The organism is Pantoea allii (genome assembly GCF_046529425.1).
Classification (GTDB): Bacteria; Pseudomonadota; Gammaproteobacteria; order Enterobacterales; family Enterobacteriaceae; genus Pantoea; species Pantoea allii.
In genome coordinates, this window is record NZ_CP125958.1 from 1,867,291 (window position 1) to 1,882,982 (window position 15,692).

Annotated in this window: 13 protein-coding genes; 10 read left to right on the forward strand and 3 right to left on the reverse strand. The window is 55.3% G+C overall.

The window, feature by feature from the left end; translation table 11 throughout:
• Positions 1 to 15: 15 nt before the first annotated feature.
• Positions 16 to 870 carry a phosphonate ABC transporter, permease protein PhnE gene (gene phnE / locus QNH99_RS08905; RefSeq protein ID WP_063880081.1) on the forward strand — a complete coding sequence of 285 codons (855 nt, stop codon included), beginning with the start codon at positions 16 to 18 and terminating at the stop codon, positions 868 to 870.
• Between the two features lie 2 nt (positions 871 to 872).
• Positions 873 to 1,757 carry a phosphonate ABC transporter, permease protein PhnE gene (gene phnE / locus QNH99_RS08910; RefSeq protein WP_410517576.1) on the forward strand — a complete coding sequence of 295 codons (885 nt, stop codon included), beginning with the start codon at positions 873 to 875 and terminating at the stop codon, positions 1,755 to 1,757.
• Here the strand turns inward: phnE (QNH99_RS08910) and QNH99_RS08915 are convergent.
• On the reverse strand, positions 1,711 to 4,311 hold the full coding sequence (locus QNH99_RS08915; RefSeq protein ID WP_410517577.1) for an ATP-binding protein: 2,601 nt from the start codon (positions 4,309 to 4,311) through the stop codon (positions 1,711 to 1,713). The genes phnE (QNH99_RS08910) and QNH99_RS08915 overlap by 47 nt on opposite strands.
• A gap of 144 nt (positions 4,312 to 4,455) precedes the next feature.
• Between QNH99_RS08915 and QNH99_RS08920 the strand changes: the two genes are divergently transcribed.
• The 6 genes from QNH99_RS08920 to QNH99_RS08945 all read left to right on the forward strand — a co-directional run bounded on the left by QNH99_RS08920 (position 4,456) and on the right by QNH99_RS08945 (position 10,624).
• Positions 4,456 to 5,970, forward strand: coding sequence for a sugar ABC transporter ATP-binding protein (locus QNH99_RS08920; protein ID WP_410517578.1), 1,515 nt, complete (start codon positions 4,456 to 4,458; stop codon positions 5,968 to 5,970).
• Between the two features lie 10 nt (positions 5,971 to 5,980).
• A complete protein-coding gene (locus tag QNH99_RS08925; RefSeq protein WP_063880077.1) occupies positions 5,981 to 6,961 on the forward strand; it encodes an ABC transporter permease subunit in 981 nt (326 codons plus the stop codon).
• Positions 6,962 to 7,032: 71 nt separating this feature from the next.
• A complete protein-coding gene (locus QNH99_RS08930; RefSeq protein WP_063880076.1) occupies positions 7,033 to 7,971 on the forward strand; it encodes an ABC transporter substrate-binding protein in 939 nt (312 codons plus the stop codon).
• A gap of 47 nt (positions 7,972 to 8,018) precedes the next feature.
• Positions 8,019 to 8,711 carry a D-lyxose/D-mannose family sugar isomerase gene (locus tag QNH99_RS08935; RefSeq protein WP_109717294.1) on the forward strand — a complete coding sequence of 231 codons (693 nt, stop codon included), beginning with the start codon at positions 8,019 to 8,021 and terminating at the stop codon, positions 8,709 to 8,711.
• The gene (locus tag QNH99_RS08940) at positions 8,711 to 9,571 is read left to right on the forward strand and encodes a ketose 1,6-bisphosphate aldolase (protein ID WP_096010745.1); all 861 of its coding nucleotides are present in this window, start codon (positions 8,711 to 8,713) and stop codon (positions 9,569 to 9,571) included. Before QNH99_RS08935 ends, QNH99_RS08940 begins: the two co-directional genes overlap by 1 nt.
• Positions 9,572 to 10,624 (forward strand): carbohydrate kinase family protein, encoded by a 1,053-nt coding sequence (locus tag QNH99_RS08945; protein ID WP_410517579.1) that lies wholly within the window; start codon positions 9,572 to 9,574, stop codon positions 10,622 to 10,624.
• Here the strand turns inward: QNH99_RS08945 and QNH99_RS08950 are convergent.
• The gene (locus QNH99_RS08950) at positions 10,561 to 11,304 is read right to left on the reverse strand and encodes a response regulator (protein WP_145394090.1); all 744 of its coding nucleotides are present in this window, start codon (positions 11,302 to 11,304) and stop codon (positions 10,561 to 10,563) included. The two genes, QNH99_RS08945 and QNH99_RS08950, sit on opposite strands and share 64 nt — an antisense overlap.
• Before the next feature lie 447 nt (positions 11,305 to 11,751).
• On the opposite strand from QNH99_RS08950, the gene QNH99_RS08955 reads away from it, so the two are divergent.
• Together QNH99_RS08955 and QNH99_RS08960 are read left to right on the forward strand one after the other, a co-directional pair.
• Positions 11,752 to 13,050, forward strand: a complete 1,299-nt coding sequence (locus tag QNH99_RS08955) for an NCS2 family permease (RefSeq protein ID WP_216639866.1) — start codon at positions 11,752 to 11,754, stop codon at positions 13,048 to 13,050.
• 402 nt (positions 13,051 to 13,452) lie between these two features.
• Complete coding sequence (locus QNH99_RS08960; protein WP_410517580.1) at positions 13,453 to 14,076, forward strand: hypothetical protein; 624 nt, start codon at positions 13,453 to 13,455, stop codon at positions 14,074 to 14,076.
• 83 nt (positions 14,077 to 14,159) lie between these two features.
• Here QNH99_RS08960 and QNH99_RS08965 read toward each other — a convergent pair whose 3' ends face one another.
• Positions 14,160 to 15,614: an AMP nucleosidase gene (locus QNH99_RS08965; protein ID WP_063880069.1), complete on the reverse strand. Its 1,455-nt coding sequence runs from the start codon at positions 15,612 to 15,614 to the stop codon at positions 14,160 to 14,162.
• Between the last annotated feature and the right edge of the window lie 78 nt (positions 15,615 to 15,692).

Genomic DNA, 15,692 nt, shown 5'->3' on the forward strand with positions numbered 1-15,692 from the left:
TCTGAGACATCTCCCGTGACCGACTTCGAACGTTATTATCAACGTATCCGCCGCCAACAGAAGCGTGACTCGCTCATCTGGTCTTTGGTGTTGGTGGTGCTTTATCTGGCGGCGGCCAATATGTCAGAGTTCAGTCTCGTGACCATCTGGCAATCGTTGCCGCACTTTTTCGATTACATCCGCGAAATTATCCCCGTTTTGCATCTGCCGCTGCTGTTTGCCGATGGTAAGACGGAAGGGTCGCTGGCCTACTGGGGCTATCGTCTGAACATTCAGCTCCCGCTGATTTGGGAAACCTTACAGCTGGCGCTGGCCTCCACACTGATTGCGGTTGTCATTGCAGGCGTACTGGCATTTTTTGCCGCCGACAACACGCAAACGCCCGCCAGCCTGCGCATCGGGATTCGTGCCTTTGTGGCATTTTTACGCACGATGCCTGAACTGGCGTGGGCGGTGATGTTTGTCATGGCGTTTGGGATTGGCGCGATTCCCGGTTTTCTGGCGCTGGCTTTACATACCATCGGCAGCCTGACCAAGCTGTTTTATGAATCGATTGAATCAGCATCGGATAAGCCGGTACGCGGACTTGCCGCCTGCGGTGCCAGCAAGCTACAGCGTATGCGCTTTGCATTCTGGCCCCAGGTCAAACCTACCTTTCTTTCCTACAGTTTTATGCGGCTGGAAGTGAATTTCCGTTCGTCGACCATTCTTGGGCTGGTCGGGGCGGGCGGAATCGGTCAGGAGTTAATGACCAACATCAAACTGGATCGCTTTGATCAGGTCAGCATGACGCTGTTGTTGATTCTGATTGTGGTGTCGCTACTGGATACGGTTTCTGGCCGCCTGCGCCGCCGTGTGGTGGAGGAATAAATATGGTTACGTTGGCCCCTGATATCATGGCGATGAAGCAGCAACATCCTCAACTCTTTGCCGCGCAAAACCGCTATCTGCGGCGTCTGGCTATGCTGGCACTGGCGCTGATGCTCTATTACGTCTTTTTCTTTATGGTGTACGGTATTGAATGGGGCCGCCTGCTGATGGGCTGTCAGCAACTGGGGCGCTATTTCCTGCGCATGTTTGTCTGGCAGGACTTTGCCAACTGGCCCTTTGGCTACTATTTCTCTCAGGTAGGGATTACGCTGGCGATCGTATTTGCCGGTACGCTTACCGCCACCTTGCTGGCGCTGCCATTATCCTTTCTGGCTGCACGTAATGTGATGCATGACCGGGCAGCCCGGCCCATTGCTTTCCTGATGCGTCGTCTGTTCGACATGCTGCGCGGGATTGATATGGCCATCTGGGGCCTGATCTTTGTGCGTGCGGTCGGCATGGGGCCACTGGCCGGTGTACTGGCCATTATCCTGCAGGACGTGGGACTCTTGGGTAAGCTCTATTCGGAAGGGCACGAAGCGGTAGAGCGCTCACCCAGCCGGGGGCTGGGCGCACTGGGCGCGAACAGCTTGCAGAAGCACCGTTTTGGTATCTTCACCCAGTCTTTTCCGCAGTTCCTGGCGCTCAGCCTTTATCAAATCGAGTCGAATACCCGCTCAGCGGCGGTCCTCGGCTTTGTCGGCGCGGGCGGTGTCGGCCTGGTTTATGCTGAAAATATGCGCCTGTGGAACTGGGATGTGGTGATGTTCCTGACGTTGATTCTGGTGGTGGTGGTGATGATCATGGATACGATCTCAAGCCATCTGCGTAAGCGCTATATCATTGGGAAAGCGGTGCCGTTGTGGCAGCCGGGCGGGCACGATTAAGCCGCGCGTTTCGCTGCCAGGCGCGCTGGAGCGCCTGTACCAGTTGCGCCTCCTGCCAGGGTTTTGCCAGCCGCTCACACAGCGGCAGCGTGACCGGCTGGTGGCGCAGGTCCTGACCGCTGATCAGTAACGTTGCCAGTTTCGGCCAGGTTTGCTGGGCCTGACGAATGACCTCGGCACCGTTTATCTCTCCCGGCAACATTAAATCACTGATGAGCAAATCGATATCCGGCGTCTGATGCAGAAGTGCCAGCGCCTCTTCACCGGTCGCGCACTCCAGCGTCAGATAACCCAACTGATGCAGGTGCTCACACAGGGTTTGCCGCACCGCCGGTTCATCATCCAGCACCAGCACCAGACGGTCATCGGCGGCATCGGGCTGAGCCGGAGCCGGCACGATGGGACGTGCCGCCGCGACATCAGGCGCACGCGGCAGCAACAGCCGTACCGTTGTGCCCTGGCCGGGCGCGGTTTCCAGCTCTACCTGTCCACCCGACTGGCGGACAAAACCGTAGACCATCGACAGCCCCAGCCCGCTTCCGGTGCCGGTGGTCTTGGTGGTAAAGAAGGGCTCAAAGACCTGGGCGCGCACGTCATCCGCCATCCCACAACCGTGATCGATCACCTCAATCGTCACCCGATCACGTTTTTCACCCTGTTCGCTTCGCCGCTGATTCCAGATGCGCAGGCGAATCTCGCCGCTCTGTCCACCCATGGCATCTCTGGCATTGACCACCAGATTCATCACCGCATTCTCTAACTGGCTGGCATCTATCCAGGCTGGCCAGCCGGGCCGCTGTGCATCGATAATCAAATGCTGACCGGGCAGCAGCGAGTGCTGCAGTAGCCCCTGTAGATTCTCTATCAACGACACGACGGAAACCGCATGGGGATTCAGGGTTTGTTTGCGCGAAAAAGCCAACAGCCGCTGGGTCAGGAGTGCCGCTCTGTCCGCCGCCTGGCGTGCCCGTTCAATCCGGCTGGCAACAGGGCCGGGCGCAAGCTGCCCTTCGGTTAACGCCAGGCTGCCGATGATGACGGCCAGCAGATTATTAAAATCATGCGCGATGCCGCCGGTCAGTTGGCCCACCGCTTTCATTTTCTGGCTGTGCACCAGCGCTTCTTCCAGCACCTTGCGCGAGGTGCGTTCCAGCACGGTATTCACCATTCCGCGCCGCGGCACGGGGCTAAAGCGCAGTTCCAGCGTCCGTCCGTCTGCCAGCCTGACTTCCTGGGGTTCCGCTAAATCGTGCAACTGCACATCAAGCTGCTCCAGCAATTGCTGATAGTGCATGCCGCGATGCAAATCCCGCGGGGCGATGCCCAGCAGTTGCGGATACTGCGCATTCCATACCACCAATTCCCCGCTGTTATCAAAGAGGGCAAAACCATCGCGCATCGCCAGGAAGGTGGACTCAAGCTGGGTGCTTTTCTCTTTTAACAGACGTGAGGTATGCGCCAGAGAGGCGGTATTGCGGGCAAAAACGTTAAACGCGCGCGCCAGCTCACCCAGTTCATCCCGACGCTGCAATCCTGGTACGCTGACGTTCTGCTCTCCCTGCGCCAGCCGGGTCATCGCCCCCGCAATGGCGGTCAGGCTGGAGCCGAGGTTGCGGTAAATGTAGTAGCCGGTATACACGGTAATCGCCAACGCCAGCAGTGCAGAGAGCATGATAAATCCGCTCACCGAGTCGAGTTGGTGATGTGTCGCAATATTGCGCCTTTCTGTTTGCTGCGCCACCTGCTGTACGTAAGCAGTAATGTCGTCATTCAGCGCGGCCACCAGCGCTTTGATACGGTAGGTGGCGTAGGCGATGGCCAGATCGCTCTGTTCCAGATCCGCCGACAGCGGCGTCAGGCTTTGCAGGGCCTGCACCAGTTGCTGCACGTTGTCACCCAGCGTTCCTTGCGCCGTGACGCTGTGCCATGTGTTCATGACCTGCTGCAGCTGTTCAATCACCGCGGCTGACGAAGGGGTACGGATAGCGATATCCAGTAGCCTGCCGGTCTGCTGTCGCAGCTCCCTGTCGGGTGCACCTGCGGTCTGCCGCAGGGCCAGGTCGTTAATGCGTTCAAGCAGGAGTTGCGACTGCCATAAACCGCTTAACAACATATTGCGCTGCAGATGGCGCTCATGGCCGGTGCGTAACAGCAGACTGACCGACTGTTCAAGCATCAGGCTGCGCGCCCGCAGGCGTGCCACGCGCTCAGGCTCACGTGCGGCCAGCGGTGTGTTGGCCAGCAAAAAGAGCGAATGCTGCAAAGCCTGCTGATTCTGCTGTAATCGTCGCGATTCACTTTGATATTCAAGCGCACCGACCACCTGGGATAAGCGCACTGCCGTAATGGCGACGTTCGCGGTATCCCGCGCCAGGGCAAGGCTGCCGTTCATATCGGCCAGGGTTTGCGCCTGGGCTTGTTCCTGGATGGTGCCCGCATGACGAAAGCTGGTTACTGCCACCACGCTGACCATTAATGTGACGCATACCACCAACAAATGAGACAGCAACAGGCGACCGCGCGCCCCGACTTGCCACGGTGAACTGCGTTGCATAAAGACTCTCCGACCGTGCGATGATGAGCCGAGTATAGGAGCGAGCACAAGGCGGAATATGACAAATATGAATGACTTCTGACATTTTCCATTTATCTGGCCCTGCTTAACTCGCTGCTATTCATAACCAGCAGGAGCGGGTAGATGACAGCAAAGCCGATACTCGAAATGCGCGAGATCACCCGACGCTTTGGTAATTTTTACGCGTTAAAAGGGGTGGATCTCACCGTGTATCCCGGTGAGGTGCATGCGCTCATGGGCGAAAATGGCGCGGGTAAAAGCACCCTGATGAAGATACTGGCGGGTGCCTATACGGCCAGCAGTGGCGAGGTGTTAATTGATGGCAAGCCCTGGCAGTTGAAAGGGCCCAAAGAGGCGTTAGCTGCTGGCATCACGCTGATCTATCAGGAAATCAACCTGGCCCCCAATCTTACCGTGGCCGAAAACATCTTTCTGGGCAGTGAAATTACCCGGGCAGGCATGGTGAAACGCCACCAGATGGCGGACGAGGCGCAACAGGTGATCAACCGGTTGGGCGCACAGTTCAGCGCCACTGACAAAGTCAGCCGCTTGAGTATTGCCGAGCAGCAGCAGGTTGAAATTGCGCGCGCTTTGCACCGTAACAGCCGGATTCTGGTGATGGATGAGCCTACCGCCGCCCTGTCGAATCGTGAAACCGAACAACTGTTTGCCCTCATCAAACGTCTGCGCAGCGAAGGCATGGCGATTATTTATATCAGCCACCGCATGGCTGAAGTCTATGAGCTGTCAGATCGGGTCAGCGTGCTGCGCGACGGGCAGCACGTGGGCAGCCTGACGCGTGACAACCTCAATGCCAGTGAGCTGGTGCGCATGATGGTGGGGCGTCCACTCAGTGACCTGTTTAACAAAGACCGCACGATTCCGCGCGGTGCCGTTCGCCTGGCGATCAACCACCTGTCCGACGGCGGCAAAGTCCATCCCTGTAGCCTGGAGGTTCGTGCGGGCGAAATTGTCGGCCTGGCCGGACTGGTGGGGGCCGGACGCAGTGAACTGGCACAGCTGATCTTTGGTGTGCACCGGCTTAAACAGGGTGAGATATGGATCGATGGTCAGAAGGTGGCGATTCACTCCCCGCGTGAGGCGATTGCGCACGGCATTGGTTTTCTTACCGAGAACCGTAAAGAGCAGGGGCTGTTTCTGGAGATGGCCGCGCAGGAAAACATTGTGATGGCTACCCTGGAGCGTGATGCCAGCTACGGCATGCTTAACCGTCGCAAATCCCGAAAAATCGCCAGTGAGGCCATTTCGTCTCTCAATATTCGTGTGCCCCATGCGCTGGTACGCGCTGGCGGTTTATCAGGGGGCAATCAGCAAAAGCTGTTGATCTCTCGCTGGATCGCCATCGGTCCCCGCATTCTGATTCTGGACGAGCCGACGCGCGGCGTCGACGTCGGCGCGAAAAGCGAAATTTATCGCATGATGCAGGACATGGCGCGACAGGGCGTGGCCATTCTCATGATCTCCAGCGAATTACCGGAGGTCGTCGGCATGAGCGACCGGGTTTATGTGATGCATGAAGGGGCCATCGCCGGCGAGCTGGCGGGCGACCGGATCAGTCAGGAAAACATCATGACGCTGGCAACCGGTGCGCACAGCGCATCACCGCTTGAAGTATGAGGATAAAACAATGACACAAACGGCACCTGTTAACCCACCGACGATCAAGCGCGCTCTGATGGGCGACATCATGCAGACGGTGGGCATTTTACCGATTTTGATTTTAATCGTCGCGGTCTTCGGTTTTGTTACCCCTAACTTCTTTACCGAAGCCAATTTACTGAACATTACGCGCCAGGCTTCTATCAATATTGTGCTGGCGGCAGGAATGACCTTTGTCATTCTGACGGGCGGTATCGATTTGTCCGTGGGATCGATGCTGGGCACCACGGCGGTGGTGGCGCTGCTGACCTCGCTGGACCCGATGCTGGCGTCACTGACGATCCCAATGGCGCTGGGAGCCGGGCTGGTCATGGGATTGTTTAACGGCATTCTGGTGGCCTGGGCCGGACTGCCGCCGTTTATCGTCACGCTCGGCACCTATACCGCTCTGCGCGGCGCGGCCTATCTGCTGGCCAACGGCACCACGGTCATTAATTCCGATATTAATTTTGAGTGGATAGGCAACGGCTATCTTGGGCCGGTGCCGTGGCTCATCGTCATCGCTTTTGCCGTCATCGCCATCTGCTGGTTTATTTTGCGCCGCACCACGCTGGGGGTGCATATCTACGCGGTGGGCGGCAACATCCAGGCGGCCCGACTGACGGGCATCAAAGTGGGCATGGTGCTGGTATTTGTCTACGGCATGAGCGGGTTGCTGTCCGGGCTGGGCGGGCTGATGAGTGCGTCGCGTCTTTACAGCGCCAACGGCAACCTTGGCGTGGGCTATGAGCTGGACGCCATCGCAGCGGTCATTTTAGGCGGTACCAGTTTCGTCGGTGGCATCGGCACCATTACCGGCACGCTGATTGGGGCGCTGATTATCGCCACGCTGAACAACGGCATGACATTAATGGGCGTTTCCTATTTCTGGCAGTTGGTGATTAAAGGAGCGGTGATCATTATTGCCGTGCTGATCGACAAATATCGAACTCGTCATCATGTGGGCTGACAGGCCACATGCGCAGAGCAAACAAAGCGCCATTCAGCAGTTGGCAGATAAATAACAGCAGGAGAAGATCTATGCGTTTTAATCCGATTGTAACTGGGCTGCTGGCGGCAACGCTGTTCAGCGCCGGTGTGGCTCAGGCAAAAGAACTGAAATCTATTGGTGTAACCGTAGGCGATCTGGCTAACCCATTCTTTGTGCAGATCACTAAAGGTGCAGAGATGAAGGCGCGCCAGCTGGCCGGTGACAACGTTAAGGTCACGCTGGTCTCGAGCGGCTACGATCTCGGACAGCAGGTCGGTCAGATTGACAACTTTATTGCTGCCAAAGTGGACATGATTATCCTGAATGCCGCCGACTCAAAAGGGATTGCTCCCGCCGTTAAGCGTGCACGTGACGCCGGTATTGTCGTGGTCGCGGTGGACGTGGCCGCAGATGGCGCTAACGCCACCATCACGTCCGATAACACCCAGGCCGGTGAAATGGCCTGTAAATACATCGCCGATCGCCTGAAAGAGAAAGGCAACGTGGTGATTATTAACGGACCGCCAGTTTCGGCAGTACAGAACCGCGTGGAAGGCTGCATGACCGAGCTGAAACGCCATCCGGACATCAAGCTGCTCTCCTCTAACCAGAACGCCAAAGGCAGCCGTGAAGGCGGACTGGAAGTGATGACCGGCCTGCTGTCGGCAAATCCAAAAATCGATGCGGTGTTCGCCATTAACGATCCTACCGCTATCGGCGCAGACTTAGCTGCAAAACAGGCGCAGCGCAAAGAGTTCTTTATTGTCGGCGTGGATGGTTCGCCGGACGGCGAGGAAGCGCTGAAGCGTAAAAACTCGCTGTTTGCCGCCACGCCAGCACAGGACCCGCAGGTGATGGCAGCCAAAGCCGTTGAGATCGGTTACGACATTCTTCAGGGCAAACCAGCCCCGGATAAACCGGTACTGATCCCGGTGAAGTTAATCGATCGTAATAACGTCAGCAGCTACAAGGGCTGGACAGTGAAATAAACCGGCGCGCGGCACCTCAGGGTGCCGCTTTAACGGGAGAGCTGAGGATGCAACGCTCCGAAGTGAATGTGTTTTTGCAAAACACGCGAGACTTTTTTACGCGTCAGGATGTCCATCTGCCGCCCTGGGCGGATTACGATATCCGTCAGTGGCGTCAGCAGCAGTGTGATATGGATGAAATTGTGGCGTTACGTCTGGGCTGGGACCTCACCAGCTTTGGGGACGATGATTTTCTGCAAACCGGCCTGACGCTCTTCACCCTGCGCAATGGCTCACCGGGCGGAAAGCCCTGGCACAAACCCTATGCTGAAAAAGTGATGCATGTGCGTGAAGGGCAGGTGACGCCGATGCATTACCATCCACGAAAAATGGAAGACATTATTAATCGCGGTGGCGGCAATCTGATCGTCGAGCTTTACAACCGTGAAGGCAATGAAAAAGCGAGCACGCCGGTCACGGTGTCGCTGGATGGCATCAGGCAAACCCATGCTGCAGGGTCACAGCTCCGGCTGTCACCTGGCGAAAGCGTTACTCTGATAGCCGGTGTCTGGCACAGTTTCTGGGGCGAAAACGGCTTTGGCGATGTGCTGGTCGGGGAAGTCTCGATGCCTAACGATGACGATAACGACAATGTGTTTCTGACGCCGCTGGCACGCTTTAACGCCCTCGACGAGGATCAGGAGCCGCACCGGCTGCTCTGCAACGACTATTCCCATTGGCTCAATCTGAGGAGTGAATAATGGCATTGATCTCTCTGGCACAAGGGCTGGCTCATGCACAGCAGAATGGGTACGCACTGGGCGCGTTTAATGTTCTGGACAGCCATTTCCTGCGCGCGCTGTTTGCGGCTGCCGGGCAGCAACGCTCACCTTTTATTATCAACATTGCAGAAGTGCATTTTAAATACGTCACCCTCGACCAGATCGTTGAGGCGATAAAGTTTGAAGCCGCGAAGCACGCTATTCCGGTGGTGCTCAATCTGGATCACGGTTTGCACTTCGAAGCGGTGATGCAGGCCATCCGCCTGGGCTTTACCTCGGTAATGTTCGACGGTTCGACCCTGAGTTATGACGAAAACATTCGCCAGACCCGCGAGGTTGTCAGGGCGGCACATGCCGTGGGCGTGTCGGTTGAAGCGGAGCTGGGTGCGGTAGGGGGAGATGAAGGTGGTGCCCTGTTCGGGGAGGCCGATAGCGAAAAATTCACCGATCCGCGTCTGGCCGCCGAATTTGTCCGCGAAACCGGCATCGATACGCTGGCGGTTGCCATTGGGAATGCCCACGGCAAATACAAAGGCGAACCCAAACTTGATTTTGACCGGCTGGCCGCCATCCGTCAGCAAACCGGCGTGCCGCTGGTGCTGCACGGCGGATCGGGCATCAGCGATGCGGATTTCCGCCGGGCTATCTCGCTAGGTATCCATAAAATTAACTTTTATACCGGCATGTCCCAGGCGGCACTCGACGCGGTAGAGCGCAGTCTGGCATCACGAAATACGCGTTATGACGAGTTTGCTGAACTGCTCATGGCGGTAGAAAAAGCCATTTGTGAGACGGTCATGCAGCAAATGAAGATTTTCGGCAGCGTAGGGCAGGCATAGATGAGCGCGCGGCACGGCATTCTGGCCGCTGGCGTGATGCTGGTGGATTACGTCCACCGCATTAGTCACTGGCCGGAGCAGGGCTGGCTGGCGGAGGTGCAGCATAGCGAAAAGGCGGCAGGTGGCGCGCCGCTTAACGTCCTGCTTACTCTGTCGCGCATGCAATGTCAGCTTCCGCTGGTGGCGATCGGCCTGTTAGGAAATGACGCCGACGGTGACTATCTGCTGACCATGATGCAGGAGGCGCAGATCGATCATCGCTGGGTGCAGCGCACCAGTCATAAGCCCACCGCGATGACGCAGGTGATGACGGCACCGGATGGGCAGCGAACGTTTTTCTTTTCACCCGGCGCGAACGCCCTGCTGGACAGGCCCCATTTTGCGGCCGTTGATGACGCACAGCGCATCTTCCATTTAGGCTATTTACTGCTGCTTGAAACGCTGGATGGCGCAGACAGCGAATTTGGTACGCGCAGCGCCCGTTTACTGGCCCAGATGCAGCAGCGTGGCTATTTTACCTCTCTGGATTTGGCCTCACGCGTGGGTGATTATCGTCCCCAGGTGCTGCCCGCACTACGCTGGCTGGATTATCTGATCATTAACGAACTGGAAGCCCAGGCGCTGTCAGGTATTGTGTTGCGTGACAGTCGGGGGATTCAGACACCGGCGGCTTTTGCAAACGCTGCACAGTGGCTGGCAGGGCAGGGCGTGCGCCAGCGCGTGGTCATTCATGCACCGGAAGGTGCATGGGGTCAGGAGGTGGGCGGCGAGGGTATCTGGCAGCCAGCATGGCAACTGGCACCGGACGACATTGTTGGCAGTGTGGGAGCCGGCGATGCGTTTTGCGCGGGGGTGCTGTTTGCCAGCCATCAGGGCGATGACATGCTGTCGACGCTGCAACTGGCTCACACCTGTGCCTGCTTTAATTTACGCGCGGCGAATGCCATCGATGGTATTCGTCCACTGACCGAGATGCGGCAGTGGATGGCTCAGGCCGTTTGCGTAGAGAGCCGCAGACCTTCAGGTTTCACCACGTCCGCTGAAAAAACATAACCCAGCCCGCGAATCGTACGGATCAGGCCGGGTTGATGCGGGTTCACTTCGATTTTACGGCGCAGCCGCATAATCAGAACATCGATAGTACGGTCAAACACGTCCATGCTTTCGCTATGAGTGAGTTCCAGTAACTGATCGCGCGTCAGCACCTTGCGCGCATGTCGTACCATGGCGCGCAGCAAGGTGTATTCACCCTGGGTTAAGGGCACGGTTTCGCGCTGCGGATTCAGTAACTGGCAGCGCGCCTCATCAAGCAGCCAGCCATTAAAACGCCATCCTTCATGGTCACCTTCCGGCGTCACGACGCGCCCGCTGCGCCTGAGTGCAGCGCGCGCCCGTGCAACGACGACGCGGGGGTTGAAGGGCTTGGCGATATAATCATCCGCCCCCATCTCCAGGCCCACCACCATCTCCGCTTCCGATCCCATCCCGGTCAGCATAATCACCAGAATGTCCGGCCGCTGACGCTGCAACTGCTGCAGAACCAGCAATCCATTGGTGTCGGGCAACATCATGTCCAGCATCACCAGAGAAATTTCCGGGCGTTCGCGCACCATCGCGAGGGCATCTTTTCCCTGATGACAGCGATAAACCAACAAACCATGTTCACTGAGTGCGTCCTGCAACAGATCGCAGACAGCATGATCGTCATCCACCACCAGAATTGCTGGCTTCATCGTGTGACCTCAATGTTACTGAAGGGTTAAATGCGAGTGTACACATTCCAATATTGTCTGCAGGTTGATGCAGCTGAAACGTGACCAGCGTCGCCTGGCAACGTGCTAAACCGTGCGTACGCGCAGAATTTCCCGGAGAGTGAACCGTGCAGGAAAACGATTGCGCTGTCAGGGGGCAATGCACCATAATCGCGCCCTGATTCGGTTCAGAATTATCTTAAGGCTCGCTTGCCCTCACCCAGGTAATCGATTGCGTGCCAGGCTGGCACAGCAATTGCTTAAGCCTTTGCAATTGCTCACGTGACTAAGGAAAGCGAAAACAGTATTTCGGGTGGCCGGGCTGGCATGCGACAGCACTGGCGATCCCTCAGTATCACAACAAACAGCATGACCATAACTTTGGCAAGAGAGCGCGCACCTAAGTGACGTCTCTATCATCGAGAGATAATGATGTTAGAAAAACTATTTAAATTAAAAGCGCACAACACAACCGTACGCACTGAAATCATCGCAGGGATTACCACCTTCCTGGCGATGGCCTACATTCTGTTTGTTAACCCCAGTATTCTGGGCGCAACCGGCATGGATAAAGGTGCCGTTTTTGTCGCGACCTGTCTGGCAGCTGCGATTGGTTCTGTATTAATGGGGCTGATTGCCAACTACCCGATTGCGCTGGCACCGGGGATGGGGCTGAATGCCTTTTTCACCTATACCGTTGTCTTGCACATGGGCTATAGCTGGCAGATTGCATTAGGTGCGGTGTTCCTGTCCGCCGTGATCTTCTTTGCCTTATCCATATTTAAGATTCGCGAATGGATTATTAACAGTATCCCGCTGCCGCTGCGCGCAGGTATTGCCGCCGGGATCGGGCTTTTCCTGGCGATTATCGCGCTGGAAGGTGCCGGAATCGTGGTGGATAACCCGGCCACGCTGGTGGGGATTGGCGATCTGACCAAGCCGGGACCGCTGCTGGCGATGTTAGGTTTTATCATCATCGTCGTCCTGGAAGCGCGTCGCGTCACAGGGGCCGTATTAATTGGCATTTTGCTCATTACCTTTATTTCCATGGGGATCGGCCTGACCAAATTTGGTGGTGTGTTTTCTGCACCGCCTTCAATTGCACCAACGTTTATGCAGTTGGATATTGCCGGAGCCTTTAACGTCGGCTTAATTAGCGTGATTTTTGCTTTCTTGTTTGTCGATGTGTTTGATAACACCGGCACACTGCTGGGCGTGACCAAACGTGCCGGGCTGGCTGACGAGCAGGGCAACGTGCCTAAGATGGGGCGCGCGCTGGTTGCAGACAGTGCTGCCGCGCTGTTTGGTTCTCTGCTGGGGACATCTACCACCACCAGCTATGTCGAGTCTGCCGCTGGCGTCAGCGCAGGCGGACGTACCGGTCTGACGGCTGTGGTGGTTGCCGTTCTTTTCCTGCTTGCGCTGTTCTTTTCTCCCCTCGCGTCAAGCGTACCGGTTTATGCCACCGCACCGGCGTTACTGTTTGTCGCTGTTTTGATGACGTCCGGGTTGGCTGAAATTGACTGGAAAGATATCACGACTGCCGCCCCTGTGACGGTAACCGCACTGACGATGCCGCTGACGTATTCTATTGCCAACGGTATCGCGTTTGGCTTTATCACCTGGACCGTGGTTAAGTTACTCAGCGGGCGCACCAAAGAGATTAATGTTGCACTGATTATTCTTTCTATCTTATTTGTCATTAAACTTGGCTGGCTGAGTGCCTAATTAATCAGACCGTTACAGTATATTGAATATGCTGTAACGGTTTTAATGCGGTATACCAAATTAACGGATGACGGTTATTCACGGTTATCTGCAATCCTTGTGCGCTCCCTTCCAGATCGTCTCTGAACCACCTTTTCTTCACGCCGCTGTCCTTTTATCCTTTGATTAAACATTGCGAATAAAGGAACGAGTTGACTCTCTTTTTATTTTTCCTTTTTATTCAATCAGGTAATGTTTATTGCGCGAGACTTTGCTTCAATAACAGTGAAGCAGGTTGGAACTTACATTAATGGATTGAGTTAATCCGCCTGTCAGGAAAAAATAATGGGCAATCTGTATGGAAAACGGAATCGCGGTAATCCGCATTTGACCCTCAGTCATCGCTGGACAGGAGGCAGAAAAATGGAAAATTTTGAGATGCGCTTTGAGCGACTTGAAGCCGACAATCATCAAATAAAAATCGATCTGGCGCTTTTTAGTGGGCGCGCCATGGCGTTTGCGACCAAAGCCGATCTTGAGCGTCTGCGCTCGGAGCAGACTGTGTTTCATGTTGAAATACGTCAGCGATTTACTCAACTGGAAGATAAAGTTGAACATTTTAGCATCAGGTTTGCCGATGTTGACGGCAGGCTGGTCAGCATTGAGAGCAAGCTGACTGAAATCGATGGCATATTATTCAACTTTGCTAATCGATTTAATCTTATCGATATCCAGTTCAGCGCGATAAATGTGAAGTTTGATGATGTTTACAAAAAATTCGACGCTATTGATGTGAGATTTAACGGCATTGAAGCACGGCTTGACGGCATTGATTTCAGGCTTAATGGCATTGATATCAGACTTGATGGCATCGACAGGCGACTTGATGCCATGGATCATCGATTCGACAAGATTGACGAAAGATTCGATAAACTGGATTTAAAATTTGAAAGCCTGAATAATCGTCTAATCTGGACGTTAATGGTCCCGGCTATCCTTGCTGTATTTGCCTGGTTCATCAACACTGCCGTATTAAACGCGGCCTGAATCAGCATAACGTATTCAATGTAGAGACGGCATTAATGTGAAATGCATTCACACTTAATACCGTCTTTTTCATCTTTTATCGTTTAACGGAACGGTGGTTCGTTAAACGTGCGTAACTTACGTGAATGCAGCTTATCACCTTCAGCCCGCAATAATTCCACGGCACGAATACCAATCTGCAGATGTTCTGAAATCGCACCATCGTAGAAGCGGTTTGCCTGACCGGGCAGCTTGATCTCGCCATGCAGCGGCTTATCTGAAACACAGAGTAATGTGCCATAAGGCACCCGGAAGCGATAACCCTGCGCGGCAATCGTCGCACTTTCCATATCGACGGCGACGGCACGGCTGAGGTTAAAACGCAGGGCAGAAGCCGAATAGCGCAGTTCCCAGTTGCGATCGTCAGTCGTTACAACGGTTCCGGTGCGCAGGCGTTCTTTGACCTCTTCGCCCGGCATACCGCTGACCGATTTGGTTGCGTCATACAACGCCCGCTGAACCTCAGCGATGCTTGGAATCGGGATATCGGGTGGCAACACGCTGTCAAGCACATGGTCATCACGCAGATAAGCGTGCGCCAGCACATAGTCACCGATACGCTGGCTTTCACGCAGGCCACCACAGTGCCCAATCATCAGCCAGGCATGGGGACGAATAACGGCCAGATGATCGCAGATGGTTTTGGCATTGGACGGACCGACGCCGATATTAATCAGGGTAATGCCCCGGCGGTTGGGTGAGGTCAGGTGCCAGGCGGGCATCTGATGCTTCTTCCACGCTAAATCAGACAGCATCGCTTCGTTGTCTTCCGTACTGGCTGTCAGAACGACATCACCTGCGCAGACAAGACTGTCAAAAGGCGTCGAAGGATCGCGAACCTGCTCAATGGCCCAGCGAACGAATTCGTCTACATAGCGCGTGTAGTTGGTGAACAGTACAAACGGCTGAAAATGCTCAACGGCGGTGCCGGTATAATGGCGCAGGCGAGCGAGTGAAAAGTCAGTGCGCAGCGCATCGAAGTGAGAAAGAGGGAAGGTGGCATCGGCATGAAATAAACCGTCTGCCGTTTCATCACCAATCTGCGACAGCTCGGTGGTGGGAAAATGGCGGGCAATACCGGCGCTCATGGTGCGGTCCAGCGACAGGTCAGAACCGTCAATGACGTAAGGATAAGGGATTTCCTGACGCGAAGGACCGACGTCGATTTCTACCTCATACTCTTTTTCCAGCATAGCAAGCTGCTCAGAAATGTAATGGCGCAGCAAAGCCGGGCGCGTAATCGTAGTGCTGTAACTGCCTGTGTGAGTAAAACGTCCCCAGGCGCGGGTACGATTCTGCTGAGGGCCATCGCCCTGCCATGTAATACGTAATTCAGGATAAACAAACAGACCTTGCGACCGGGCAACGGGATCAGGTAACGATCCTTCTTCCGTGTAGGCTTTAATCGACGCGCGCAGGGCATTCACTGCATCGTCATACATCTGCTCAAGCGTATCAAGCGCCTGCTCGCGTGTAAGATTTTTCCGTTGGGCGGGCATAACTTCTCCTTTCACATGCTTACGACAATTTCCTTCAGCTTAGCGGGTTTAACGAAGGATTTGGTGAAGAATCTATGA